We start from the raw sequence: 24,503 nt of genomic DNA, 5'->3' as shown, positions 1-24,503 counted from the left end.
GTCACATGGATGTTGTGCTTGCTGGCCTCTTCGCGAGCAAGCCCGCTCCCACAGTGGTTCTGTGTTGGGTATGAATTTTGTGTCCGCTGAAGATCGAATGTGGGAGCGAGCCTGCTCGCGATGGCGGTGGTTCAGTCACATGGATGTTGTGCTTACTGGCCTCATCGCGAGCAAGCTTTGCTCCCACAGATCTGATGGGTGTACGACCGGGATAGCCGCGCTGGGCCATGGATGGCCCTTCGCGGCGGGCCCACGAAGCAATGCCTTCGTTCAGGCACACCGAGCCTAGGCGAGGTGCCGAGTGGTGGGGCAGAAGCGCTTTGGTTACTTTCGCCTGGGCCGGCTTCCGGATTTTCGAAAGTGACCCGCCGTAAGGGCGGAACCCTGAGAAGCCGTTACCGCAGCAACGGATATACACACCGGAATAGCTTTATCGCCTCCCAGGCATTCCCCAAGCTCAGCGATTATTCAGATAAGCCTTCCCATAATGCCGCTCCATCCGCGCCTGAATCAGCTCCAGCGCAATGGACATCAACCAATAGATGATCGCCGCCGTAGTCAGCATTTCAATATAGCGGTAGCTGGAGCGACCATAGGATTGCGCCAGGAACATCACTTCCCAGACGCCCATCACCGAGATCAGGGACGAGTCCTTGAGCATGGAGATGAATTGGTTGGTGGTCGGTGGAATGATGGTGCGCATGGCCTGGGGCAGGGTGACGCGCCAGAAGATCACGGTTTCACCCATGCCCAGCGCAAGGGAGGCTTCGCGCTGGCCGTGGGGGACGCCAAGGATGCCGGCGCGGAAGATTTCGCTCAGGTAGGCGCCGTAGTTCAGCGACAGGGCGATGATCCCGGCGGCAATCGCGCCCGGGACCAGCCCCAGTTGTGGCAGGCCCAGATAGATCAGCAGAATCTGGATCAGCAGCGGCGTGCCGCGAAAGAATGACGCGTAGAAACTGGCAATGCCGAAGGCTACCGCGCTGCTGGACAGCCGCGCCAGGGCCGTGATGAAGCCCAGCAAGGACGAAGCGACGATCGAACACAGGCATAGAAACAGCGTCAGCGCCGCGCCCTGCAGAAAGCCGTTGGGTGCCAGGTGCATGCCCAGCAGATTTGGCAGTTTGTCCAGGATGATGGAGAACTTCAGGTCGAAGCTCAGGAAGAAACTCGCGAACAACACCAGCATGACCGCCCAGGTCAGGTACAACCGTGTGCGAAAACCGAAGATCTTTTTCAGGCGCGACTCGGCCACCGGTTGCGGTGGCCGAGCAGGGGATGGAAAGGAAGTCATTGGCTGATGTCGGCGCCGATCCATTTTTGTGAAAGCTTGCTCATGGTGCCGTCCTGTTTCAACTGGGCGAAGACTTCACGCACCTTGCTGTTCCATTCGGCGTCGCCTTTTTCAATGGCCACTGAGTTCGGTTCGGAATAGAGCGGCTCGCCCGCCAGTTTGAAACGTTTGTCTTCGCTCAGGCGCGGCTGCGCGGTCACCAGGTTGGTCAGCACCGCGTCCAGACGCACCCCGGCGCCCAGGCCCAGATCCTGGAAGGCTACGTTGTCGGTGTCGTACGGGGCGATCTGCACGTCCTCGAAGGGGTAGCTCAAACGGGTGTCTTCGGCGCCTTCGATCACCAGGTTCTTGTTCAGGTAACTCTCGTAGCTGGAGGCGCTGGTGAGGCCGACTTTCTTGCCGCTCAGGTCACTGGCGCCATGGATGCTGTCGTCCTTGGCGTTGACCACGATCACCGCTGGCGAGGCGTAATACTGAACCGGGAAATCGAACACCTCGGCGCGAGCCTTGCTTGGCGTCATGGAGCAGATGCAGATGTCATAGCGCCCGCTCCAGCGCCCGGCGGCAATCACGTCCCAGGAGGGGGTTTCCAGGCGCAGCTTCACGCCCAGTTTTTCAGCGACCGCTTTGGCAACATCCACGTCGAAGCCGTCGAGCTGGTTCTGATCGTTGAGAAATGAGAAGGGTGGATAGCTTTCCATCAGCACGCCGACCAGTTGTTTTTTTTGCTCGATGCGATCCAGCGTGGCGCCAGCGAATGCTTGCGACGAAACAGCCAGTAGAGTCAGGCCGAGGGCCAGCAGCGGTTGAAGTTTCACGAGAGATCCCAGGCTGAAAAATAAGTTGTGGTTAACCGATGGGTGCGTATTAAATAGTTATAAGAAGGACTCCGGTAGTGAGTAATTTTCATAAGCTTATGAGTGAATCGCATATGGGCGCAGCAACGATAGTCATCCTCGATGGCGGCATGGGCCGTGAACTGCAACGCCGGGGCGCCCCGTTCCGACAGCCCGAGTGGTCGGCGCTGGCCTTGAGCGAAGCACCACAGGTGGTAGAGGCCGTGCATGCGGCCTACATTGCCAGCGGCGCCAACGTGATCACCAGCAACAGCTATGCCGTGGTGCCGTTTCATATTGGCGAAGCGCGTTTCGCCGCAGAAGGCCAGGCCTTGGCCGCGCTGGCGGGTGAGTTGGCGCAACGGGCGGTACAGGCTTGCGGCAAAGCGGTGCGGGTTGCCGGGTCGCTGCCACCCTTGTTCGGCTCCTACCGGCCGGATCTGTTCGACGCTTCCCGCGCCAGCGAATTGTTGGCGCCATTGGTGACCGGCCTGGCGCCTCATGTCGACTTGTGGCTGGCCGAGACCCAAAGCTCCACGGTTGAAGCGCGGGCGATTCACGCCGGGCTGCCGAAGGACGGCAAGCCGTTCTGGCTGTCGTTCACCCTGAAAGACGAAGACACCGATGAAGTACCGCGCCTGCGTTCCGGCGAACCGGTGGCGGATGCTGCGGCTGTCGCGGCCGAACTGGGTGTCGAGGTGCTGTTGTTCAACTGCAGCCAGCCGGAAGTGATCGGCTCGGCGATTGACGCGGCGCGAGACACCTTCGAGCGCCTGGGGGTGAAAATCCACATCGGTGCTTACGCTAACGCCTTCCCGCCGCAACCGAAGGACGCGACGGCCAATGATGGGCTGGATCCGCTGCGTGAAGACCTCGATCCCCCGGGGTACCTCCAGTGGGCGGCGGACTGGCAGAAACGCGGTGCCAGTCATCTGGGCGGCTGCTGCGGGATCGGGCCGGAGCATATTGCGGTGTTGGCGCAAAAGCTGATCTGAACTTGATGAAGTAAGCCAGTGGCGAGGGAGCAAACTCCCCGCCACGACCCCATGAGATTCTGCTGACATTTCGGCTTACGTTTCTGCGTATCCCGTAGCCAAGCCTATACATATGTATGTCATTTGCGCTGAAACGGCGCGATAGGGTCCCAGTCCTACTCACAACCGGGACACCTGAATGACTGCCCCCCCTAAAAATGCACCTGGCGTGACGCCGTTTGCTGCCGGCGTACGTCTGAAACCCATCAGCCTGTTACCCCACGGTATTGGATTTCAGGCCCATGAATTCGCCGATCAATGGCTAAGTCAGTGGGGCCTTATCGGCGACGCGCAGGTACAGGTTACTTATCAAGAGGTCGAAACAGTCGATTCGGCCGCTCAAGGAAAAACCTCATCGGTGCCTCTGCGTGACGCCGTGACACGAGGTTTTTTGATCGCCCACCAAAGCAATGCTTCTTCCTCGGTCCATTCCCCGCGCGAGGGTTGGGTTTATCCTCATATAAGTCATATGTCCCTGGACTTCTCGTCACTTCTGGTCAACGGCAAAGGCCTTTCGCAAGACGTTTTGCAGCAATTGCAAACAGGCATTGCGCCCGGCTATCAGGGCATCGGGCAGCCCGTCATTACGCAGGTGGATGCCCAGGGCAATTTGCTCAGCCCCCGTGAAAAAGAACAAGTCAGCCAACTGGGGTTTCTGGATGGCAACCAAGTGAAACTGGCGCGGTTGTTCGCCGGCCTGCCAACGTTCGGCACGGTGCTCAAGAGCCTGCTGGTCAGCCGGCTCAAAGCCAGGATGCCGGAGCGCAAATTCCGCCCATCATTGCTTCAGGGCATCGATCCAGATCACTGGTACGTGAACCACTTTGCCGTGGACTCGCTCGGTGGCCGTTCGTTGACATCCTCGCAGTGTTTTACCGACGTTATGTTGGGCTGTTTAGCGACCGATACGCCTCCCACCTACTCGGTCGGCGGCGTGGGATTCTTCACCCGTCCGGATGCAGTGGAAGAGGTCGACAGCGTATTTATCAGCCCGCTGGACACAAAAACTCCAGCGATCATGGAGTCCGTGTTCTATATCGCTGAACCTGCGATCAATGACAGTTTGAAGCGTCAGTGGCGTGACGAGCTCATCGCTTTTCGCACGCACAGAAACGCTGCAGACGTGCTCGATACGTCGACAACTGAAGCGGCACTGGCTCATCTGCTGTCCCGACGATTCCTGCATCTGCTCGATTTGTACAAAGTCGATCGGGATCCGGCCATCCCGTTAACCCAAAGCGCGCGAACCCTGCAGGATGAAGAGGATCGCCTGCTGGACCTCATCACCACCCACCCGTCCAGGGCGGACAGAAGCCGTTTGCTGCGCGCGCCCGTTCCCCATGTCTATGCCGTCATGCTCGACATGGGCGCCGCGAAGCCACAGAAATGGCCCGCTGCGATGGTGATCAAACGCACGGATCAGCCTTCGCTGTTCCTGTACTCCCTGGAAGGAGGGATACAGCGCTTGCGTTCTTTCCAGGACCTGGTCAATCAAGTCAGCCCGACCTATGCAGGGCAGAAACGTGGGATCCGGGAGATTTCCGCTGAACTGTGCGGGTCTGTTTTCGCAGTGGCGGCGGATGACTTGCTGCAGAGCCAAAGCGCCGCGCTGGAGGCGGTCCTGAATGCCTCGGGAAACGAGACGCTCGATTTGGCTGCCCTTGCGCTGAAGGCTGAAGATGCGCTGGGGTTGCCCATGTTGTCGCTTGCCGGGCCGCTGGCCGTACGCCAGGAAACCCTGGTTGAGAACAACCGCCCCGATTTCTATAAAACCGCGACGCGTTCGGAGAAATCGAACTACCGCAGCCTGGAAAAGCAGGTGCTGGAGGCCGCCTATAAACTGGGCAATAGCGATATCCCGACGTTGTTGCAGTTCACCCGCCAGAAGGTCAAGCAGTACTTGCAACAGGCTGTGCACCCTGGGCTGGATCCCGATCCGGACAAGACCCTGGTCACACTTTCCTATGGCAAAGGTGCCAACCCAAGGCAGTCGCGTATCTGCAGCCTGACCCAATTGATGCTTGATAATCTGCGCCCGGCTCAATACCCGAATGCAATGAGAGACGTGCTGACCGTCTACCTTGCCGATCAAGACGGCCAGCGCATCCGTCACCCGGCCAATGGCTTCCTGATCACATTGACGGGGGGCGAGCTTGCCAGGATGGCGACGGGTATTGATGTCGGTGGTCGTTACGAAACCCGGCTCAGGGAGGCGATGAATACCCCTGAATACAAAACAGCCTGGCAGGCGGCGTACCTGGCTAACATGAAATTCAAAGGTTATGAGGCCGGGCTCAGGGGCGATGAAGTGTTCAAGGCCACCCTGCTCGATAGGGCCTTCCATCCACCGAAACCCAAGAAGTTGGTCGCTCTCTGGTTGCAGGCTGTTCTGCAAGCGCCCGGTGCCGAGATGCGTGCCCTGGTCCAGGGGCGAAGGGTGCAGGTCTATGCTCTTCTACTGGGTGGAAGCGTAGGGGGTGGAGGGCAGCATGGGACGATGGGGAGTGCGGTCAGCATTGATGGCGTCCTGGTTTTTTCCGATCAGGACGGGCCGGACATCAAGGGAACCGTGGGTGTTTATTTTCCAGACAGCCCCGACGGTAATGACTTTCATGAGTTTGCCGGCCTGGGCGAGGGGGTTGCCGGGCTTTTGCAACAAGAGCAATGGCAGGGGTATTTCCGGTCACGCATTAGCACCCTCGATCCCGAAGAGATAAAGCGCACATTGGGGCAACAACGTGGCCGTCCTTTGATCCGAGGTGCGTTGATCGCTGGCAATCTTCTTGAGGCCCTTCATCGAGCGCACGTCAACTTCCATAGCGCTTATGCCGATCACCGCTCCAACAGCAACCTGGATGTTCATCGCCAGACGTATGCCAGGCTGGTGATGATGGCGATGGAAGCAGTCATGGACCTGGCCGGCATCCTCCTGGTCCCCGGTTTCCAGCTACTCAAGAGCGCCATCAAGACGGGCTGGTTGATGGTCCGCACCGGCGCTGTTCCAGCGAACCTGACCACCTTGGCCTTTGTCCACAGAGTGGCCAATCATGGCGGGCGAGGGCTGGCCGCTGGCGTGACCGTCCCGGTGCGGGGACAGTCCTCTTTCCTGGCCGTGACGGCGCGCCAGAGCCAGGGCGAAGCATTGGCTGGCCTGCCTTTGGAAGACGCGCTTTACCGCCGTTATGCCGTGACGGATCCCTCGTTGCTACAAGGGCTGGCCGCCGATGCCCAAGGCTTTTATCGCCCCACGGTCAATAACAGCGTCACGCGCCCCGTGTACGTGCGGCAACCCGATGGGACGGTGTTCCGGGTGCACGATCATACGAAGTTGACGGCGACCGAGGCCACCCTTGTCGACCCTGCTACCGGGTTGAGTATCCGTTCCAGTGGGGTGATGAGAAGCACGGTGGCACGGATGCCCAATGGCGAGTGGCGCGCTGTAGGGTTTGGTCGGGGTGGTGGAAAGCGTCCGGCGCCGGCTGAACCAGGCCCATCGAAACCCAAGGTACCTGCCCCATCATCGGCGTCTGTTTCCGGTTTGATCCGTACGCCAGGCGTCTGGAACACTCAAGTCATGGAGCTGGTGCCGGCCATCATCACGCGCCTTGCGAGCTGGCCGCAAAACCGCAGCTTGCTGATCATCGATGAGATAACGGCAGAGCGTATTTGGTCCGTGCGCTTTACCCCGGGCGAGGTGGAAAGTGTCTATCCGATGAGCAACCACCCGGGTCAGTCGAGCACCGATATCGTCTTGAGGCGCACGACCCAGAACCACTACAGCCTGGTGCTGGGAGACCGTGTCGAGCAGATCCCTGGCGACGGTGATTGTTTTTTCAATGCCATTGCCCGAGGGCTGAATGAAGGGCAAGCGCAGGAGACTTTCTCGATGCAGGGGCTGCGTCATGCAGCGGCCGACTATGTCGATCAACACCCGGAATTGAATCAGTACATGGTGTCGCGAGCCTCCGGGGTCCGACAAGCGTTCTTTGAAAATGCCCCCTGGCTGGAAAACCTGTTGGACGAGGCGGCGTTGTCCGATCTAAGCCGGATTATCTACGGCGGTCCCAACCCGTATGGCCTGTTTCAACCGACCCAGGATTACCTGAGGCTGTACGCAAACAGCCTGGGTCGCAGGACGCTGTTTGCAGCGCGAGAGGCCGACCTGCCACCGGAGGTGCTGCAGCAAATCGGGCGTCATTTATCGCCCCGGTCCCCAGAGCAACTGATGCCGAGCAGCGCCCCTTATTACACTCGGGAGAATCAGACCCTGCGGCAATTTTTCCAGGATACGCTGCTGGGCCCCATCGAGGATTTGCACCTCACCGAACTGCTCAACAATGAATTCCTCCGGCTGTCTCAAGGCGTGATCCATATCATGCTTGAGTACGGTGTCAGGGCCCGGCAACTGACCGATCATCACCCCAGAAATCAATTGGCCTACATCAAGTTCGACCAGGCCAGGCATGGTCATCTTGATGATGACCAGCTTGAACAATTGCTCGACGGTGCCTACCTGGTGGATCGCGACGATCTGGATCAGGTGAAACTGAGATTCGAGCGTGAAACGGGCCGGGTAATCGATGACGACTCAGAACTGATGGAGCAATTCATCTATTACGACAGGGCTGAAAACACCCGTGATTTACTCATTGCCTCCCTCGCACGTTTCCCCGGTTTGTTGAGGCGGGCGAACCTCATCCTGAGGTCAGCGGTTATTTCATCCAACCTGGACGGCATGTTGCCTGTGAATGTGGTTGCAAGATGGTTGCGTAATCCGGCGCTCTCCGAGCGGCGACTGCGAGTCATCTCTGAATATGCCGATACGCGTTACAAAGAGGTGGTGAGGCAAGGCGATATCGATATCCAGTGGATGCGATTGTTTGATGACAGCAATCTGCAGAATATTGTCACCCATCAACGGGTACTGACGACGTTTTGGGAGTTCTTGGAGAGGGCGCCAGCGAAGGCTGGAGAGGCGAACCAGGCGCCTGTCATCAGATTATTCAGTGGCCCGGGGCAATTACCCTCCAATACTCGAGTGAGCATTTTGTTCAATACGCCAGATCTATGGAGCTCGCTGCAACGTCTCCCCAGGCGTCACGCGGTGCAGATCTGGGACGATCTGATTGGGCGGCAATTTAGCGATTCGGTGATTCAATTCACGCTCGAGCGCCCCGGCGTACTTCGTTCCGCGCTGGATTTTGTGCTCGCGTTAAGAGGCAACCTTCGTGCGAACCGGATTGTCAGGGAGCTGTTCAGCATCGACCAAAGCCGCGCCCAACAATATCTGAACAACTTTGATTTCCCCGTTAATCGCTTGGGGCACAGCCTTTTGGACTTTGTGACGTATCTGGAAAGCCACATGGCCGTGCCGAACTGGGCCTGGCAGTACCTGAGGCGCGGGGTGACACCCGAATCGCTCAAGACTTTTGGCGAGATGAAACCGAAACAGGTGTGACTGGCCGTGTGGGAGCGGGCTTGCTCGCGAAGGCGTCGGTACATCCAGCCTCTGTGGTGGCTGACACACTGCTTTCGCGAGCAAGCCCGCTCCCACAGGGATCAACGGCGAGCACAAGTCCTGTCGTCGACCTCTGAACCCTTGTGGGAGCGAGCCTGCTCGCAAATAGCCGGACGATCAGTCACCCATAAGCTATGCCCGACACTCCACCAACCCGCGCACCTGCCCACCCTCGCGCTGATTGTCCTCACTCAACCACTGCTCGAAGCCCGCGGCGATCACCGGCCATTCCGAATCCAGCATCGAGTACCAGGCGGTGTCGCGGTTCTGCCCCTTGACCACCATGTGCTGGCGGAACACCCCTTCAAACGTGAACCCCAACCGTTCGGCAGCATATTTGGAGCGGGCATTGCCGTTGTTGCACTTCCATTCCAGCCGGCGATAACCCAGGGCGAAAGACTCCTTGGCCAGCAGGTAAACCGCCTCGGTGCTTTTCGGTGAGCGCTGCATCGGCGCGCCGAAGGTCACATGGCCGATCTCGATGCGGCCCTGGGCCGGCACGATCGACATCAGGCTGAGAATACCCTGCACCTCGCCACTGGTGCGGTCGATCACGCTGAAGAAATAGGGATCGGTATTGGCAGCGTGATTGGCCAGCCACGCATCGAAAGCGCTGCGATCCTGGAACGGGCCGTAGGGCAAATAATCCCAGAGTTTCGGATCGGCTCCGGGCCCTTCGAGCGCTTGCCAGAGGCCATCGGCATGGCGCGCCGGATCGAGTTTTTCCAGGCGGATGAAGCGCCCCTCGAGCAACTGCGCAGACGGTGCCGGAACACCTTTCCAATCGGCGAGAGAAATCGACATGTGTGCTCCTTACAGGGCTTTGCGAAATTGAATGTAGCCTGGGCGCTCGGCGATGCGCTCGTAGAGCTGGATCGCCGTGGCGTTGGTTTCGTGGGTCAGCCAATGGACCTTGCAGCAACCATCGGCCTTGGCGCAGGTGTAGACGAATTCGATGAGCTGGCGACCGACGCCGGTGCCACGGCTGTGCTCCGTCACCAGCAGGTCTTGCAGGTAACAGGAGTTTTCGATGCTCCAGTTCGAACGGTGATAAATAAAATGCACCAGGCCCACCGCTGTGTCGCCGTTCCAGGCGAGGGCGCCGTAGGTCGGCTCGCGCTCATCGAGCAGGCGTTGCCAGGTGCTTTGGCTCACGGCCTGCGGCAGTTCGGTGTTGTAGAAACGCAAGTAGGCCTGCCACAACGGTAGCCAGGCGGCGTGGTCATCGGCGCTGACGAGGCGGATTTCGATTTGGCTCATGTTCACTCCTTCGACGATTGTTCAGGTATCAGGCGTGCGAGCGACTGGTCCTGCGGGTCCAGGCTGGCGGCGAGACCGTTGCGCACCCCGCTGATGTCTGCGGGGCTGCGGTTCTGGCTGAGTTTGCGCTTGCCTTCCAGGCGCTGGATGGGCAGGGCGAAGCCGACGATGGCCTTGAGCATGCTGTCGATGTACTGCGCCGGAGCGTCATCGATTGTCCAGGGCTGGGCGCGGCCAGCTTCGTGGCGGTCGGTCAGGGCGCCCACCAGGTTACGCAGGCGATGAGGATCGCTGAACACCTCTGCGCGGCCATAGGCGTGTACGGCCAGGTAGTTCCAGGTCGGCACAACTTTGCCGTGTTCGGCCTTGCCGGGGTAGAAACCGGGGCTGACGTAAGCGTCGCCCCCAGCAAAAATCACCAACGCTTCGGCGCCGGCTTCCAGGTCACGCCATTGTGGATTGGCCCGGGCCATGTGGCCGTAGAGGCTTCCGTTCGGACCTTGTTGCGTGTCCAGTAGCAACGGCAGATGACTGGCCTGCAAGCCGTGTTCACCTTGAGTGATCAAGACGGCCAGGCGGCAATCACCCATCATGGCATGCAGTTGAGGCAGGTCTTCGACGGCAAAGGCTTTAGGGTTGTACATGACGATTTTCCTTGGCGAATGCGAGCATCCTAGGCAGGCTATTGGTCTGTTGTAAGAGCCACTTACGGCCAATTCGATAGGTCCATTCGTGAGGGCTGTCATGCACAACGCCGTGCCGCCACTGTCGTTCAACCCCGCTGGTATCGAGCTGGACCGCCGTCAGGGGCTCAGCCGCCAGCTTTACCAGGCCTTGCGTGCCCGTGTGCTCGATGGGCGCCTGGCCAGCGGCACGCGCCTGCCGGCCAGCCGGGACCTGGCGGCGGCCTTGTCGATTTCGCGCAACAGCGTGGTGCGGGCGTACGACCAGCTCTACGCCGAGGGTTTCATCGAAGGACGGGTCGGTGACGGTACTTATGTGGCGAAACTGTCCTCGTCGGCGCTGCCGCTGAAAAACATATCCACAAAAGTATCCACAGGGTTTTCAACAGGCTTACCCACAGCCTTATCCACAGATTGGCTGGATTTACCTGTGGGTCCATCCAGTAAAGTTATCCACAGCGACGCGTTGAACCGCGTCGAAAACCACCATTTGCCCCAACCGCCCAGTGGCCCGCCGCGAGCATTCAGGGTCGGCGTGCCGGCTTTCGATCTGTTCCCTTTCGACGTCTGGGCCAAGCTGAATGCGGCTTTCTGGCGCAAGCCGGATCTGCAACAGCTGTGTTATGGCGATTCCCAAGGGGATGCGCGCTTGCGCGGGCTGATCGCTGCTTATTTGCGCAGCTCCCGGGGGCTGCACTGCACGGCTGAGCAAATTGTGATCACCAGTGGCGCGCAGCAGGGCATCAGCCTTTGTGCACAGCTGTTGGTCGACCCGGGCGACGTCGTGGCGGTGGAGAATCCCGGCTATCGCGCGGCCGGGCATGCGTTCGCCGTTGCCGGTGCCGACGTCAGAGGCGTGCCGGTGGATGGCGACGGCCTGGATTGCGCAGCGCTGGGTGCGTTGAGCCACTGTCGGCTGGCCTACGTCACACCGTCCCATCAATATCCGACCGGGGTGGTCATGAGCCTGCCCCGGCGGCTGGAACTGCTGGCCTGGGCCGAACGCAACGACGGCTGGATCGTCGAAGATGACTACGATGGCGAGTACCGCTACAGCGGCGCGCCACTGGCGCCCTTGGCTGCACTGGATCGCCAGGGGCGAGTGCTTTACGTCGGCACGTTCGGCAAAGTGGCGTTCCCGGCTCTGCGCCTGGGCTACCTGGTGCTGCCGCCTGGCCTGGTCAACGCCTTCTCTCGCCGGCGTGCCGTGGACGTGCGCCACTCCGAAGTCAGCACCCAGGCGGTGATGGCCGAGTTCATGGCCGCCGGGCATTTCCAGCGGCATATCCGGCGTATGCGCAGGGCCGCCCTGGTTCGGCGTGATGCGTTGCTGGCGGGCTGGCCCAAGGCGGTTGCGGGTGTTGGTGCACTGCCCACTGTCGTGGCCGGGCTGCATCTCACGGTCCCGGTAGAGAGCATCGAGCGCGAGCGCGAACTGATCGCCCAAGCGACGAATGTGGGTGTGGAAATCAATGGCCTGAGCAGTTATTGGTTGCCCAACACACCGACGCCGGTGCGCGCCGGGCTGGTGCTGGGGTTTGCGGCGGTGCCGCCAGCGGCGATTGGCACCGCGCTGGCGAACCTTTCGAAAGCCTGGAAACCCTGAGGGCGCGCCGCCGGGGCATCGGCGGCGGCGTTGGCTTTATGGCCGCTCTTTTGGGAAAAACACCTGCTGGGCCTGGTCCACGGCAATTTCGCTACGGTAGTGATTGATCAACTGACGCTGGCTAAAGCCCTTTGTAGAGGCCTCGGCCAACCCGAAAACCACCTGCTCCACTGTTTTCAGGCGTGCCGAAAGGAACGTACGGGCGGGCACCCAGTTCGTGGAGTAGTGAAAGTCGGCGAACCAGAGCGTTTTGCTGGTCTTTCTGTCCTTGATTTCATACCTGTCGAGGTAACCATGTAAGGGGCCCTTGACGCGCTGTCGGTTGATCCGTTTGGTGATGGAAATCCGGTTTCGGTCTTTCAGCCAGATCACGCCACTCATGGTGGGTGGGCTCTGTTTGATAATGGTCAGTACGGTTTCGAACTCCTGTTCATAGAGCGTCTTCGATTCTTTCTTGAGGCGCAGTCGCAAGGACTCGGCCGAGCGCTGCTGCGCCTCTGATGTTTCAATCGTTTCGTTGGTGACAACGCTTTGTGCCTGGTCGAGTGCCTTCCTGATCGCGATGCCGACTTTCTCCATCCTGCTGGCGTGTGCATTGAGGATCATTGCAATGCCGGCAGGTGTCCGGCCTGGCTGTTTCAGGTCTTTTTCAATTTGTGCGTTGAACGCTGCCAGCCCGTCGATCAGGGCCTGGCCTTTGCGAACGCTCGTTTCCAGCGACGGAACTGCCAGCGGGGCGGCCTCGGACATCACATGGGGCACCCATTCGCCGGTTTCCTTACGGTGGAATGAGACGATGATTTCGTCCGAGAACGGATGCTTCACATCGACCCAATCCGTTTCCTCATGCAACTGCGATAAGCGAGGCTCGCCACTGACGATGCCCCAGAAGCGTGCCCTGATGAATTTCTTCCTGGCCCGTGGACGTGGCTCATGAGGGCTTCCTGACCTTCGTCGGTTGCTTCGCTCATCGAGGGCTTGCGCCAACTGGTGCAACGCTCGCTTTCTACATTCGCCTATCTGCCTGACCAGGCGAGAGAGTTGTACAGGGCTGGCGCTGTCCTTGTATTCGCGACCCATGTAGTCGAGATGTTCCTCGATGGCGGCAAACTGTTCCGTCAGGCTGCCGAGTGCGTCGATCTGCTCATCCAGCCGGATCATGCTTCGCTCATCCACGGCGTCGCGCAGGCTTTGGAAGGCCATCGTAGCGTTGTCGACAATTCGGTTAATCTCCACCCAGCCTTCGGGCATTGTCTCGACGCTTTCGAGTGACAAACAGAGGTGACGATACATATCCAGCTGGATAAGCCGCAGATCGTCACTTTTGTAGGCCGGCATTTTTCCACGGTACTGGCGGACAAACTCAAAGCCTTCGCGCCCCATCTCCTTGAGCCTGGAGAAGCGTGTTTCCATGTAGTCCAGGCGCTCGATCATGTCGTCACCGGCGCTGATCATGCTGTTGGCAGCATCGATGTGTTGTTGCTCCAGCACCTTGACCTCGGACGTGATCATGCCCATGGCTTCGGTAATGGCAGGGGTAAAACGCTCTCGCAATACATCCATTTCTGCGAAGGTGAAATTGACCTGTGCGTTCAGGTAACCGAGGCTGACGCGAGGGTAGTCGGGCCTTGACTGGAAGACCGGCCATTCAATCAGGGTCCTCAGCGCTTTTTCGTAGTTTTCTCGCTGTGCTTGCAGGGTCGTCAGATACGCTTCGCGCTTGGTTTGCCGGGCCGCGCCGGACGCCTGGTTCATTTCCTGCGCGTCCATGGTCAGCAACTTCTGGTTCACCGGTTTCTGTTCTTCAAACTGGTTGAGTTCGGCCAGCAGCTCAACGCTGCGGCGCCGTGCCTCGGCGACGACCCTCTGCCGGGCGCCTTTTGATCCGCCGCCGCGTAAACGCAAGCGGGTATCGATCTGCCACTGGCCGTGCGTATCATGGTTCAGCGGAGGGCCGGTGCGGGCGCCATCGATGATCGAGACCTGATCGCCCTCAATGGTGACCGCGAACCATTTTCCCGCCATCTTCGCGTACCACTTCCCACCTTTCTCATAGAGGCCCTTGAGCGCGCCTTCGGTCTTGGGTTGTCCAATGGCGTCGGGGGCCGCGATGCTGAAGCTATCCAGGAGATTGGCGCGCTTGCTCGATCTGCCGATCAAGGCGCCGCTGGTGTGAATGACCTCGTAGTGCTCTTGCGGCAGCTCTGTCTGGGTGAGCGGCGCGAGTGTTTCGATAATGAGCTTGGGTTTGGGCACTGCCGGGATTTGTGAAGGGGCAATCTCCGGGGCCTCTGTCGGACGGTTACCTTTGGCGGCCCTGGTGCGGTCAATGACGTAATGGATAATCCCCAAGGAAACGTTCAACAACACATCGACGAAGAGTTCCCACTTGGCCTGGCTGTTGGCTTCTTCGTTGCTTTGCGTCAGTTGTTCAAGGTCGTTCAAAATTTGCCAGAGCCAGGTCGTGGTGTTCACCGTAGTGCCGAGGTAGGGCAACGCCAGGTTGAAAATCAGCCAACCGGCTTGCTTGAAAGACTCCCAACGGCCTTCGTGATTGGAGACCGACTGATGATCGGCGAGCGTAACCAAGGCATTGGCATTGGCCCTGAACAACAGCGGCAGGAAGTCGTCGCCCAGGGTTTCGCCGCCAAGACTGACGGGGCCGTTATTGGACAATGACTCCAGCGGGGCTGCCACGAACTCTACGATGGTCCAGGGCGAGGGCAGGGCGCCTGGAAAGACATCTCGGCCATAGGTTTCTCGTACGCCATCGGGCAGCCACGCCAGGACCGATTGGCGCAAAGAGGCGTTTTGCCGGATCGTGTACAGCAAGTTGCTGAACGACGGGAACTGCCACAGCTGCGGTTCAAACAATGGTCGATAAAGCAGGCAAGGACCGGCACTTGGCGTCTGCGGGCCGATCACGAACATGTTGGCAACGATGTCCTCTGAAAGCCCCAGTTGCAGTTCGGGCACGAAGGCCAGTTTGCGCAGGACGATAGTTTGCCCGTCTACCTTGCGGTCGGCTTCCTGGGGTTCCAACAGTGCCGCGACATAACGGCAACCGCGCTCATCGATATTGCCCCGCCCACGGAGTTTGCCTTCCAGTGCAAGCATGGGCAGCTGTATGCGCAATTGCGAGGTGTACAGCTTTTCGCGGCGGCTCGACTCCGCCGGGTCATCGAGCAGTTTTTGCTTGATCAGGTGGGGATAAAACCGACCGATGTCGACCTGCGTGATGAGATTCTCGATGTAGTCCACCGTCAACCAGGCGGGCAACACGGTCGCGTCGAGGGCCCCCACCGTTTTGTTGCCCGGAGGCAGTGCAATCAGGTTTTGCAGTGCCAGTTCGACGAGGTTGAACCGGGTGGTATCCAACTTGAAGGGCACAACGAAGGTGCCCCAGACCACGGGGCTTTTTATCTCGATCTCGATTTTTTCCGGGTCCAGCGTCGATGCATCGCGGTGGTCCGCCAGCATCTGCGTTTTCAGCGCGTGCGCCGCATAATTCTTGATGAGGGGAATATCGTCCAGGTAGGTTTTTCCGGCGTGGGAGCTGCTCAGCGCCGAGAGGTTTTTCATGTATTGGGCGAACAGGATCTGGTCGGAGATCGGTGCGCTCTGCAGCCATTCGGGCAACTGTTTTTGGAACCAGCTTTCGCTAGGTCCTATGTCCAGCCCGCTGGGGGCCGGTGGTTCGTCTTCAGCGAAGGTTGGATTCAGACTGATGGTGGGGATGCCAAGGATCTTGACCTGCACGGCGATGATCCCGCAGGCCTTGCTATCGAAAATATTGCCGTTGGGTTCATAGAGCCGCCAGCGAATCTTCGTCGGGTGGACCAAGGTCCCCAGGTGATCGGAAAGGGCTTGTCCCAACGCCTGCCGTGAAGCGAACTTCTGGTAGCCGTTGAGCAACGAGTGCACAAGGATGACCTCCTTGTTGTCAATCAGGCCGATCAGGACCACCAGCGAATTTTCATTAACGCGGTTGACCTCGTCGCCGTCGACCTCCTCGATGTCCACCAGATACGCGTGGCTGTCATAGCTGTCCTTGCGGTCTTGTGGGTCGGGGTACAGGAACAATTGCCGGGCCATGTCGCACTCAGCCGCCGTCCAGCCCTCGATCTGCTTGACGTCCCAGAGCTTGCGCAGTGTGTGGGACAGTTCATGCCAGCGCGGCCCGTAATTACCGAATGGCATGTTCCAGTACGCCAGTTGTTGCTCCTGGCTGGCCGGCACCATGGCGGGCACCAGTTCGTTGATCAAACGTCCGATCTGGTCGATGCGCACCGGCAAATGCACCTCGGGCACGGTGATCGGCAGTTGGGTCAGGTAATGCAGCCCTTCAATCAACAACGTGGGTTTGCTCTGGTCCACCCGTGCGGCGAGCAGATCGCTGAGCGATTCATAACGGGTGGGGCGTGCGACGATCTCGTCGTCGACAATGTCCCAGGCCGGTTCGCCGATGACGGTGGTATGCGGATCGAGATCCAATGACGGGTACAGCTTCTTGAGCGCGTTGCGCAGGAGCATGGCGGCCACCTCCGGGTAGGTGGGGCCTGCGAGCAACTGGTTGAGCAGCTTACTCCTGATGCTCGCATTGAACGTCGGGTTGGTGTCGGTAGGGTCTGGTGTCATCTGAGTGTCCCTGTCTCGAAATACATGAAAAACCCGAAGCCAAATGCTTCGGGTTTTTCATGCTAGAGAGGCAAGGGACGGCGCAGGTGGTAACTATGTATATGTAGCCAACACCAGGTGGGAGCAACGCTTGCTCCCACAACGGCCTTTACTGGCCGGATTTGATCCGGGTCCAGGCACGCGTGCGTGCGCGCTCGGCATCCCTGGGCAAGGGTTGCAGGGTGTAGAGCGTGGCCATCGCCGTCTCGGTCGGGTACAGGTTGGGGTTGCTGCGGATCGCCGGGTCGACCATTTCGGTGGCGTCCTTGTTCGGGTTCGGATAACCGACAAAATCGCTGACCGGCGCGATCACCTTCGGTTGCAGCAAGTAGTTGATGAAGGTGTAGGCGTCGTCCGGGTTTTTCGCCCCTTTAGGGATGGCGAGCATGTCGAACCAGATCGGCGCACCTTCCTTGGGCAGGCGCATGTCCACGGTCACGCCGTTCTTGGCATCCTTGGCGCGGTTGGCCGCCTGGGAGAAGCTGCCGGAGTAACCGACCGCCACACAGATATCGCCGTTGGCGATGTCGGCCATGTACTTGGACGAGTGGAAATAGGTGATGTGCGGGCGGATCTTCATCAGCAGCGCTTCGGCTTTGGCATAGTCCGCCGGCTTCTTGCTGTTGGGGTCCAGGCCCAGGTGCTGCAAGGCCAGGGGCAGGATCTCCGACGGTGAGTCGAGCAGCGCCACGCCGCACTGCTTGAGCTTGCTGATGTTCTCTTCCTTGAAGATCAGGTCCCAGCTGTCCACTGGCGCGTTGTCGCCCAGGGCGGCTTTGATTTTGTCCGGGTTGAAGCCGATCAGGATGGTGCCGTACATGTAAGGCACGGCGAATTTGTTACCGGGGTCGTTGGCTTCGATCAGCTTCATCAGCTTGGGATCGAGGTGGTTCCAGTTTGGCAGTTTGCTACGGTCCAGAGGCTGGAACACGCCGGCCTCGATCTGCTTGGCCAGGAACACGTTGGACGGCACCACCATGTCATAGCCGGAGTTGCCAGTCAGCAGCTTGGCCTCCAGGGCTTCGTTGGTGTCGAAGATGTCGTAGACCAGTTTGACCTGGCTGTTCTGCGCCTTGAAATCGTCCAGGGCCTTGGGCGTGATGTAGTCGAACCAGTTATAGACACGCAGGGTACGCTCTTCGGCCTGGGCAACACTGCACAGCAGCGCGGCGCACAGGCTGGGAACCATCAAACGCTTGAGTCTGTTCATGCTTTCATTCCTCATTGGGCGCTTTGGAAACCTTCGAGCACGTTGACGGCATTGATGCCGATTTCTGCCACCGCGTAACCGCCTTCCATCACGAACAGCGTTGGCTTGCCGAGCGCGGCGATGCGCTTGCCCATCGCCAGGTAATCCGGGCTGTCGAGCTTGAATTGCGAGATGGGGTCGTCCTTGAAGGTGTCCACACCCAGGGACACGACGATGACATCGGCGTCGTAGCTTTGGATTTCGCCGCACGCCTGTTCCAGCGCTGCGCTCCATGTGTCCCAGCCAGAGCCAGCCGGCAAAGGGTAGTTGAAGTTGAAGCCTTCACCGGCGCCTTCGCCGCGCTCGTCCGCATAGCCGAGGAAGAACGGAAACTCGGCTTCCGGGTGGCCGTGGATCGAGGCGAACAACACGTCGTTACGTTCGTAGAAGATCGATTGGGTGCCGTTGCCGTGGTGGTAATCCACATCGAGGATCGCGACTTTCTTATGACCCTGGTCGAGAAAAGCCTGGGCGGCGATGGCGGCGTTGTTGAGGTAGCAATAACCGCCCATCAAATCGCCGGCGGCGTGGTGCCCCGGCGGGCGGCACAACGCAAAGGCACTGCGGGCGCCGCGCTGGATGTCGGCCTGGGCGGTGAGGGCGACCTGAGCGGCGCTGTACGCGGCTTGCCAAGTCCCGGCGGTGATCGGCGCGCCGCCGTCGAAGCTGTAATAACCGAGCTGGCCGTGCAGACTGGTCGGCATGACCGTGCGCAGGGTCCGCGCCGGCCAAGTGTAGGGCAGCAGATCGCCGTCACGGTTGAACTCAGCCCAGCGATCCCAGGCACCTTTGAAAAATTCCAGGTACGCCGGGCTGTGAATGCGCTGGATCGGCGCGAGGCCGAAATCATGGGGTGGTTCGACCGGGCCCAACGCCTGGGTCTTGACCCGCTCCAGCACATGATCGGCCCGGGAGGGCATTTCAAAGCAGGGCATCAATTGCCCGTCCATCAACTCACAGCGTCCGTGGTGCAGGTGGTGATCGTCTGAGTAGATCGTCAGCATTTTTGTTCTCCGTAAGGCTGATCCGGTTGCTCACAGTCTTGCGGCACGCGGCGTTTCGGAGAACGGCAGGAGAGGCCAAAAGGGGATTGAAATGGCCAAAAGGTTTGACCGTAAATCGCCCCTTGTTGGCGCGGGTGTGCGCGGGGTTGGGGCAAGGGCTGCTTCGGTGGCGAGGCGGTGATTTTGTGGCGAGGGAGTGGCCGCCGCGTCTGCGACGCTGCGCTGTCGCGCAGTGAACCAGGTCCTGTGGCGAGGGGATTTATCCCCGCTGGCTGCGCAGCAGCCCCCAAACCAGGCAACTCGGTGTGCCAGGAAGATTGAGTTAACTGCTTTAGGGCTGCTGCGCAGCCCAGCGGGGATAAATCCCCTCGCCACGGATGGTGTAGCGGCTAGCGCGGTTCGACGTTATCCAACGCTCGGTTCGCCAACATTGAACTCAGTTCGATCAATTGCTGGATGCCGAGGGCGATGTGGCGGCGGGGGCCTTCCAGGTCGAAGGCCAGGTTGCTGATCATCGCGTCGGCGGATGCCAGGTTTTCGCTGAGGTTGGCGAGCAGGCATTCGTTGTCGGCGTTTTTTGCCACGGTGAAGAGCTGGTCCGGTTTGGATGCATCTTCGGACTTTTCCGGTTTGGGTAGCAGGTAGTGATCCAAGGCGCGTTTGGCTGCTTCGTCGTGCTTTCTAGCTTCGGATTTGGTATGCGGGGAAGTGCGGTCTGTCTCTGGGGGATTCGGTGTAGGCTTGAACATGTGCTGATACTCCATGGTTAAGCCGCAACCTCTTCCCTACTAAAAGAAGGGTGGCGGCTGTACGCAGGTTAGTAGACCGGGGAGATCAGCATTGCCGGCGCGCCGAAGCGCCCTGCGCACAGCCACCATCAAGGACAGGTTAGGAACCTGTTTGGATGGAGAGCTCGTGCATCTTACTGACACTACCTCGGGCTACTAAACCCGACCACTGATGGGCAGTGGCAGGGAAACGATAGAACCCATGGGCAAGGCGCACAAGCGGGCGGATTCTGGCGTAGTTGTAGGCAATGGCGCAAGGATTCGTAGCTTGGTGGAAGCGTTGCGGAGGGAGAATAAACAAGCCTTCGTAATGCTCAGGATTCGGGGGTGAGGGAGCTTGCTCCCGCTCGGCGGCGCAGCCGTCGTAGACCGGTTGTTGCAGTCTACCTGGCGTCAGCCTTTATGGCGCTGGATGTGTCTGAGCGGACGCCATCGCGGGCAAGCCTTGCTCCCACAGGGGTCTCAGGTGTTGTGCGTGAAAGCGGCAATTACCGAAGGCTTAGGACCTGAACTGACTCGGCGCCACGCCGCTCCAGCGTACGAAGGCATGCCGAAAGCTGGCGGTTTCGCTGAAACCCAGCATTTCGGCAATCCGATAGATCGGCAATTTGTCCTCACACAGCATTTGCTTGGCCCGTTCGAAGCGCAGTTCGTCGAGCAATTCCTGATAGCTGCAGCCCATACTCTTGAGGTGTCGGCGTAAGGTGCGCGACGAGCAGTTCATCTGTTCGGCCAGGCCTTCCAGGCCGGGAGCGGCATTCAATTGTGCACTGAGCAACTGGCGAATCCGCCCCAGCCAGGCCTGGCGACCGGTGAATTCGGTGTTCTGCCGACGGCAACGCTCGGCCATGGCGTGGTGGGTGATGGGGTCGGCCAGTGGCAGCGGTTGTTCCAGCCAGTGACGGTCGAAGGCGAACGCGTTATCGACGCTGTCGAAACGCACCGGGCAGTCGAAGAGTGCTGCGTAGCGCGCCTGGTAATCGGGCGCCGAATGTTCGAAGCGCGCGGTGCGCAGAGGCAGTGTCTGGCCAAGCAGGTCGTTGCAGATGACTTTTAGCGAAACCATGCAGAACTCGGCGTTGAACACCGCCAGGGCCGGATTCTCCCGATAATCGCCGGCGCTCAGCCAGACCGTCTCCTCGTCTTCTTCCAGATTCAGTTCGAAGAGTGTTCCCAATAGCGCCGGATAGCGCAGTGCCAAACGCAAAGCGTCACCCAAAGTGGCACTGCTGAGCAGGGCATAGCCAAGCATCCCGTAGGACGACACGTGCATGCGCAAGCCCAGTTCCAGACCGATGTCGCGCTTGAGGGCCACGGCGTTGGCGCAGACTTGCATCTCCTGATTGGTGGTGATGCGCGTCGGCCCGGCTCAAGTCCGCCGCGCCTGATGCCGCTGCCGGCCAGCAACGCATCACTGGGCAGGCCTTCGTGCTTGAAGGTATTGAGTACCAGGGAGACGGCGTTGAGGGTGGTGAGGTGGGAGTGAAGCATGTTCGTTTCCGGCCGGAGGAGGCTGGAGATGGAGCAAGTTATGTGCCGGCCGGTTTTTCAGCATGAACCACAGCGGTAAAGGAATTTATCTGTGGCGAGGGGATTTATCCCCGTTGGGCCGCGCAGCGGCCCCCCTGAGTTCTATCTGACAAAGCGCGGCGGTGAGGCAGTGGGGCGCTCCGCACCCCAGCGGGGATAAATCCCCTCGCCACAAGTTGATGCCCGGCTTGAATTACGTGAGTTCGCCACACAGGTCCAGCTCAACCAGCCGGCGGACCTCATCCACCGGCAGCCCGGCACCGATCAACGCCTGCAACTTGCCGAGCGCGGCCTCGCGGGTCATGCCGCCGCCAGACAGCACGCCAGCGCCCCGCAAGCGGCTGCCGGCCTCGTATATATCCAGCTCGACGCCACCTTCATGGCATTGAGTCACGGCCACGACCACCACGCCGCTGTCCCGCGCCCGCTCGAGGCTGGCGAGGAAGGCCGGGTTGTCGCTCGGGCCAGTGCCGCTGCCGTAGCATTCCAGCACCAGGCCCTGGATGCCGCTGCCCAGCAGGCCATCGAGAATTTGCGCGCTGATGCCGGGAAACAGCGGCAGCGCCGCGATGTTCGCCAGTTGCTTGGGCTGGTCGTAATTCAACGGTGCCGGCAGCGAGGTTGCCTTGATACCACCGCCCTGACGCTCCAGGCGTTTGAACGGATGACGACCGAAGCTGCGCACCTTGGCGCAACGGGTCGGAGCCAACAGCTCGCCGTGGAAATACAGATGCACACCCGGCGCCAGCCCTTGGCCGAGAGCGATCAGCGCGCCACTGAGGTTTTCCCAGGCATCGCTGTCGGTGACGCCAGCGGGCAACATGGAGCCGGTGAAACACACCCGGGCATGCAGGCCGAGCAATTGAAAACTCATAGCGGCCGCGCTGTAGGCCAGGGTATCGGTGCCGTGCAGGATCAACACGCTGTCGCAGCCCTGCACATCCACGGCATCGACCACGGCTTCGCGCAGTTGCTGCCAGTAGGCCGGGGTCATGTTGGCGCTGTCGATCAGCGGCGACATTTCCCGGAAGCGCCATTGCGGGATGACGAGTTCGGGTTGGCTGTGCAGGTAATCGCGCATCCGCGCTTCGAAACCGGATGCTGGGGCCAGGCCGTGGGCGCTGGCCTGCATGCCGATGGTGCCGCCGGTGTAGAGCACCATGACGTGCTGGGCGGCAGGGAAGGTCGAGACATTCATGGGTGTTCTCCGAGGACGAAAACGACAGCTCATCGGGCTGCCACAACATAAGGCCGAGCATGACGCCGACCTTACGCTGTGTCACGCCGGGCGCAGCGGGTGCGCCCGGTTTTTTCCAATCAGCCTACCGATCAGCGTTGCGCGGCGACCACGCCTGCCGGAGCCTTTCCAGGCGCGGCTACCGGTGCCGAAGGGTTGGCTGGCCAAGCCTTGCGGTCCAGATCCAGGTCCGGGAACTTGCTGGAATCGAAGACCGGAACCTTGATGCCGGCCGAACGCTGGTCATCGTAGTCGCGCAGGATACGCATGCCGACCTTGAACAGCAGGAACAGCGCGATCAGGTTCACGAACGCCAGCAGGGTCATGGTGATGTCGGCAAACGCGAACACGGTGCCGAGGTTTTCGATGGCACCCCAGAAGATCAACGCCAGTACCAAGGCGCGGTAGCCGATCAGCACCTTGCGGTTTTCGCCGACCATGAAGCGCAGGTTGTTCTCGCCCAGGTAATAGTTGTAGAGGATCGAGGTGAACACGAACAACGACAGCGCCACGGAGATGAATATCCGGCCCCAGTCACCGACCACGGCGGCGAGGGAGTTCTGGGTCAGGGCAATACCGTCACCTTCGAAACCCGGGGTGTAGAAGCCCGACAGCAGGATCAGCAGCGCGGTGCAGGTGCAGATCAAAAAGGTGTCGAGGAACACGCTGAACGCCTGAATCACCCCTTGAGCCACCGGGTGCTCGACGGAGGCTACGGCGGCGACGTTTGGCGCACTGCCCAGGCCCGCTTCGTTGGCGAACACGCCCCGCTTGACGCCCATGACAATGGCGCTGCCGATCAGGCCGCCAAAGGCCTGGTCAAGGCCGAAGGCGCTTTTGACGATGATGGTCAGCATGGCCGGCACCTGATCGAACTGCAGCACGATCACGTAGAGGGTGACGCCGATGTACGCCAGGGTTTTGACCGGCACCAGCAGGTCAGCGACCTTGGCGATGCGCTTGATACCGCCGATGAACACCAGGCCCAGCAGCACCGCCAGGCCAATGCCTGTGTAGGTGGTGTCGAAACCAAAAGCGTTGTTCAGCGAGTGAGTCACGGCATGGGCCTGCAGGCCGTTGAAGGCGAAGCCGAAGGTGATCAGCAGCAGGAATGCCATGATCATGCCCAGCCAGCGCTTCTGCAGGCCGTGCTGGATGTAATAGGACGGGCCGCCACGGAACTGGCCGTCGGCGTCGCAGCGCTTGTAGAGCTGGCCGAGGGAGCATTCGAAGAAGCTGCTGGACATGCCGACCAGTGCGGTCACCCACATCCAGAACACCGCGCCGGGCCCGCCGAGGGTGACGGCGATGCCGACACCGGCGATGTTGCCGGCGCCGACACGGCCGGCCAGGCTGAGCATCAGGGCCTGGAAGGAACTGAGCTGACCGGCGCTGCTTTTGAGGCTGTCACGGAATACCGCGAACATGTGAAGGAAGTGGCGGAACTGGACGAAACGCGAGCGGATCGTGAAGTAGCTACCGAGCCCGACAATGAGCACGATCAGCACTTTCCCTGAGAGGAAGTCGTTGATGACTTCGAGCATGAGTATTCCTCGCTGTTTTTTGTTTAAGCAAATGCTGGCCATTTGGAAACATCGTGTTACATCGGTCGGCGCGCGGCACGACAGGTGAGGCGATATTTCGTCCCGGTCCATATTGCGGGTTTGTTATTAGTTCGGTTTTCGCATGTGTTGGGGGTCTCGCTACCGACGACCGCTCACGCGAAGAGGGGCGGCACTATACCTACCAGTGCGGCGCCCGTCTGCACGATTATGGTGCGTGCGACG

14 protein-coding genes and 1 pseudogene are annotated in these 24,503 nt (G+C 60.0%); 3 read left to right on the top strand and 12 right to left on the bottom strand.

Translation table 11 applies throughout. The features are described from left to right. Positions 1 to 457: 457 nt before the first annotated feature. Together PSH57_RS28745 and PSH57_RS28740 are read right to left on the bottom strand one after the other, a co-directional pair. Complete coding sequence (locus tag PSH57_RS28745) at positions 458 to 1,294, bottom strand: amino acid ABC transporter permease (RefSeq protein WP_305386976.1); 837 nt, start codon at positions 1,292 to 1,294, stop codon at positions 458 to 460. Continuing rightward, positions 1,291 to 2,112 carry an ABC transporter substrate-binding protein gene (locus tag PSH57_RS28740; RefSeq protein WP_305386975.1) on the bottom strand — a complete coding sequence of 274 codons (822 nt, stop codon included), beginning with the start codon at positions 2,110 to 2,112 and terminating at the stop codon, positions 1,291 to 1,293. The genes PSH57_RS28745 and PSH57_RS28740 overlap by 4 nt, the downstream gene beginning before the upstream one ends. Positions 2,113 to 2,225: 113 nt before the next feature. Here PSH57_RS28740 and PSH57_RS28735 point away from each other — a divergent pair, with 113 nt between their 5' ends. Next, entirely contained in the window at positions 2,226 to 3,125 is a 900-nt protein-coding gene (locus tag PSH57_RS28735) for a homocysteine S-methyltransferase family protein (RefSeq protein WP_305386973.1), read from the top strand. A 178-nt stretch (positions 3,126 to 3,303) separates the two neighbouring features. Next, positions 3,304 to 8,622, top strand: coding sequence for a dermonecrotic toxin domain-containing protein (locus tag PSH57_RS28730; protein WP_305386971.1), 5,319 nt, complete (start codon positions 3,304 to 3,306; stop codon positions 8,620 to 8,622). A 192-nt stretch (positions 8,623 to 8,814) separates the two neighbouring features. Here PSH57_RS28730 and PSH57_RS28725 read toward each other — a convergent pair whose 3' ends face one another. From PSH57_RS28725 to PSH57_RS28715, 3 genes are read right to left on the bottom strand one after another with little or no spacing between them, the layout of a single operon-like run. Then, positions 8,815 to 9,486: a GNAT family N-acetyltransferase gene (locus PSH57_RS28725; RefSeq protein ID WP_305386969.1), complete on the bottom strand. Its 672-nt coding sequence runs from the start codon at positions 9,484 to 9,486 to the stop codon at positions 8,815 to 8,817. A gap of 9 nt (positions 9,487 to 9,495) precedes the next feature. Then, the gene (locus PSH57_RS28720) at positions 9,496 to 9,942 is read right to left on the bottom strand and encodes a GNAT family N-acetyltransferase (RefSeq protein ID WP_305386968.1); all 447 of its coding nucleotides are present in this window, start codon (positions 9,940 to 9,942) and stop codon (positions 9,496 to 9,498) included. A 2-nt stretch (positions 9,943 to 9,944) separates the two neighbouring features. After that, positions 9,945 to 10,586 carry an FMN-binding negative transcriptional regulator gene (locus tag PSH57_RS28715; RefSeq protein ID WP_305386967.1) on the bottom strand — a complete coding sequence of 214 codons (642 nt, stop codon included), beginning with the start codon at positions 10,584 to 10,586 and terminating at the stop codon, positions 9,945 to 9,947. 100 nt (positions 10,587 to 10,686) lie between these two features. Between PSH57_RS28715 and pdxR the strand changes: the two genes are divergently transcribed. Beyond that, positions 10,687 to 12,231 (top strand): MocR-like pyridoxine biosynthesis transcription factor PdxR, encoded by a 1,545-nt coding sequence (pdxR, locus tag PSH57_RS28710; protein ID WP_305386966.1) that lies wholly within the window; start codon positions 10,687 to 10,689, stop codon positions 12,229 to 12,231. Positions 12,232 to 12,267: 36 nt separating this feature from the next. Here the strand turns inward: pdxR and PSH57_RS28705 are convergent, their stop codons facing one another. From PSH57_RS28705 to PSH57_RS28675, 7 genes and pseudogenes are all read right to left on the bottom strand, one after another. After that, on the bottom strand, positions 12,268 to 16,869 hold the full coding sequence (locus PSH57_RS28705) for a dermonecrotic toxin domain-containing protein (protein ID WP_305386965.1): 4,602 nt from the start codon (positions 16,867 to 16,869) through the stop codon (positions 12,268 to 12,270). A 148-nt stretch (positions 16,870 to 17,017) separates the two neighbouring features. Then, positions 17,018 to 18,118 (bottom strand): polyamine ABC transporter substrate-binding protein, encoded by a 1,101-nt coding sequence (locus PSH57_RS28700; RefSeq protein ID WP_305386964.1) that lies wholly within the window; start codon positions 18,116 to 18,118, stop codon positions 17,018 to 17,020. 11 nt (positions 18,119 to 18,129) lie between these two features. Beyond that, positions 18,130 to 19,161: a histone deacetylase family protein gene (locus PSH57_RS28695; RefSeq protein WP_305386963.1), complete on the bottom strand. Its 1,032-nt coding sequence runs from the start codon at positions 19,159 to 19,161 to the stop codon at positions 18,130 to 18,132. A 389-nt stretch (positions 19,162 to 19,550) separates the two neighbouring features. Beyond that, on the bottom strand, positions 19,551 to 19,910 hold the full coding sequence (locus PSH57_RS28690) for a DUF6124 family protein (RefSeq protein WP_305386962.1): 360 nt from the start codon (positions 19,908 to 19,910) through the stop codon (positions 19,551 to 19,553). A 538-nt stretch (positions 19,911 to 20,448) separates the two neighbouring features. Then, positions 20,449 to 21,440, bottom strand: a pseudogene (locus tag PSH57_RS28685) (AraC family transcriptional regulator). A 232-nt stretch (positions 21,441 to 21,672) separates the two neighbouring features. After that, positions 21,673 to 22,677, bottom strand: coding sequence for an asparaginase (locus tag PSH57_RS28680; RefSeq protein ID WP_305386959.1), 1,005 nt, complete (start codon positions 22,675 to 22,677; stop codon positions 21,673 to 21,675). 131 nt (positions 22,678 to 22,808) lie between these two features. After that, the gene (locus tag PSH57_RS28675; RefSeq protein ID WP_305386957.1) at positions 22,809 to 24,260 is read right to left on the bottom strand and encodes an alanine/glycine:cation symporter family protein; all 1,452 of its coding nucleotides are present in this window, start codon (positions 24,258 to 24,260) and stop codon (positions 22,809 to 22,811) included. Positions 24,261 to 24,503 lie beyond the last annotated feature (243 nt).

This window comes from Pseudomonas hefeiensis, assembly GCF_030687835.1.
Lineage (GTDB): Bacteria > Pseudomonadota > Gammaproteobacteria > Pseudomonadales > Pseudomonadaceae > Aquipseudomonas > Aquipseudomonas hefeiensis.
Note: the sequence above shows the minus strand (reverse complement) of the source record. Positions and strands in the feature narration are given on the sequence as shown.

Coding starts and splice junctions, on each gene's coding strand:
- PSH57_RS28705 (WP_305386965.1), bottom strand. CDS start 16,869: ATGACACCAGACCCTACCGACACCAACCCGACGTTCAATGCGAGCATC.
- PSH57_RS28745 (WP_305386976.1), bottom strand. CDS start 1,294: ATGACTTCCTTTCCATCCCCTGCTCGGCCACCGCAACCGGTGGCCGAG.
- PSH57_RS28695 (WP_305386963.1), bottom strand. CDS start 19,161: ATGCTGACGATCTACTCAGACGATCACCACCTGCACCACGGACGCTGT.
- PSH57_RS28725 (WP_305386969.1), bottom strand. CDS start 9,486: ATGTCGATTTCTCTCGCCGATTGGAAAGGTGTTCCGGCACCGTCTGCG.
- PSH57_RS28735 (WP_305386973.1), top strand. CDS start 2,226: ATGGGCGCAGCAACGATAGTCATCCTCGATGGCGGCATGGGCCGTGAA.
- pdxR (WP_305386966.1), top strand. CDS start 10,687: ATGCACAACGCCGTGCCGCCACTGTCGTTCAACCCCGCTGGTATCGAG.
- PSH57_RS28680 (WP_305386959.1), bottom strand. CDS start 22,677: ATGAATGTCTCGACCTTCCCTGCCGCCCAGCACGTCATGGTGCTCTAC.
- PSH57_RS28700 (WP_305386964.1), bottom strand. CDS start 18,118: ATGAACAGACTCAAGCGTTTGATGGTTCCCAGCCTGTGCGCCGCGCTG.
- PSH57_RS28730 (WP_305386971.1), top strand. CDS start 3,304: ATGACTGCCCCCCCTAAAAATGCACCTGGCGTGACGCCGTTTGCTGCC.
- PSH57_RS28715 (WP_305386967.1), bottom strand. CDS start 10,586: ATGTACAACCCTAAAGCCTTTGCCGTCGAAGACCTGCCTCAACTGCAT.
- PSH57_RS28690 (WP_305386962.1), bottom strand. CDS start 19,910: ATGTTCAAGCCTACACCGAATCCCCCAGAGACAGACCGCACTTCCCCG.
- PSH57_RS28720 (WP_305386968.1), bottom strand. CDS start 9,942: ATGAGCCAAATCGAAATCCGCCTCGTCAGCGCCGATGACCACGCCGCC.
- PSH57_RS28675 (WP_305386957.1), bottom strand. CDS start 24,260: ATGCTCGAAGTCATCAACGACTTCCTCTCAGGGAAAGTGCTGATCGTG.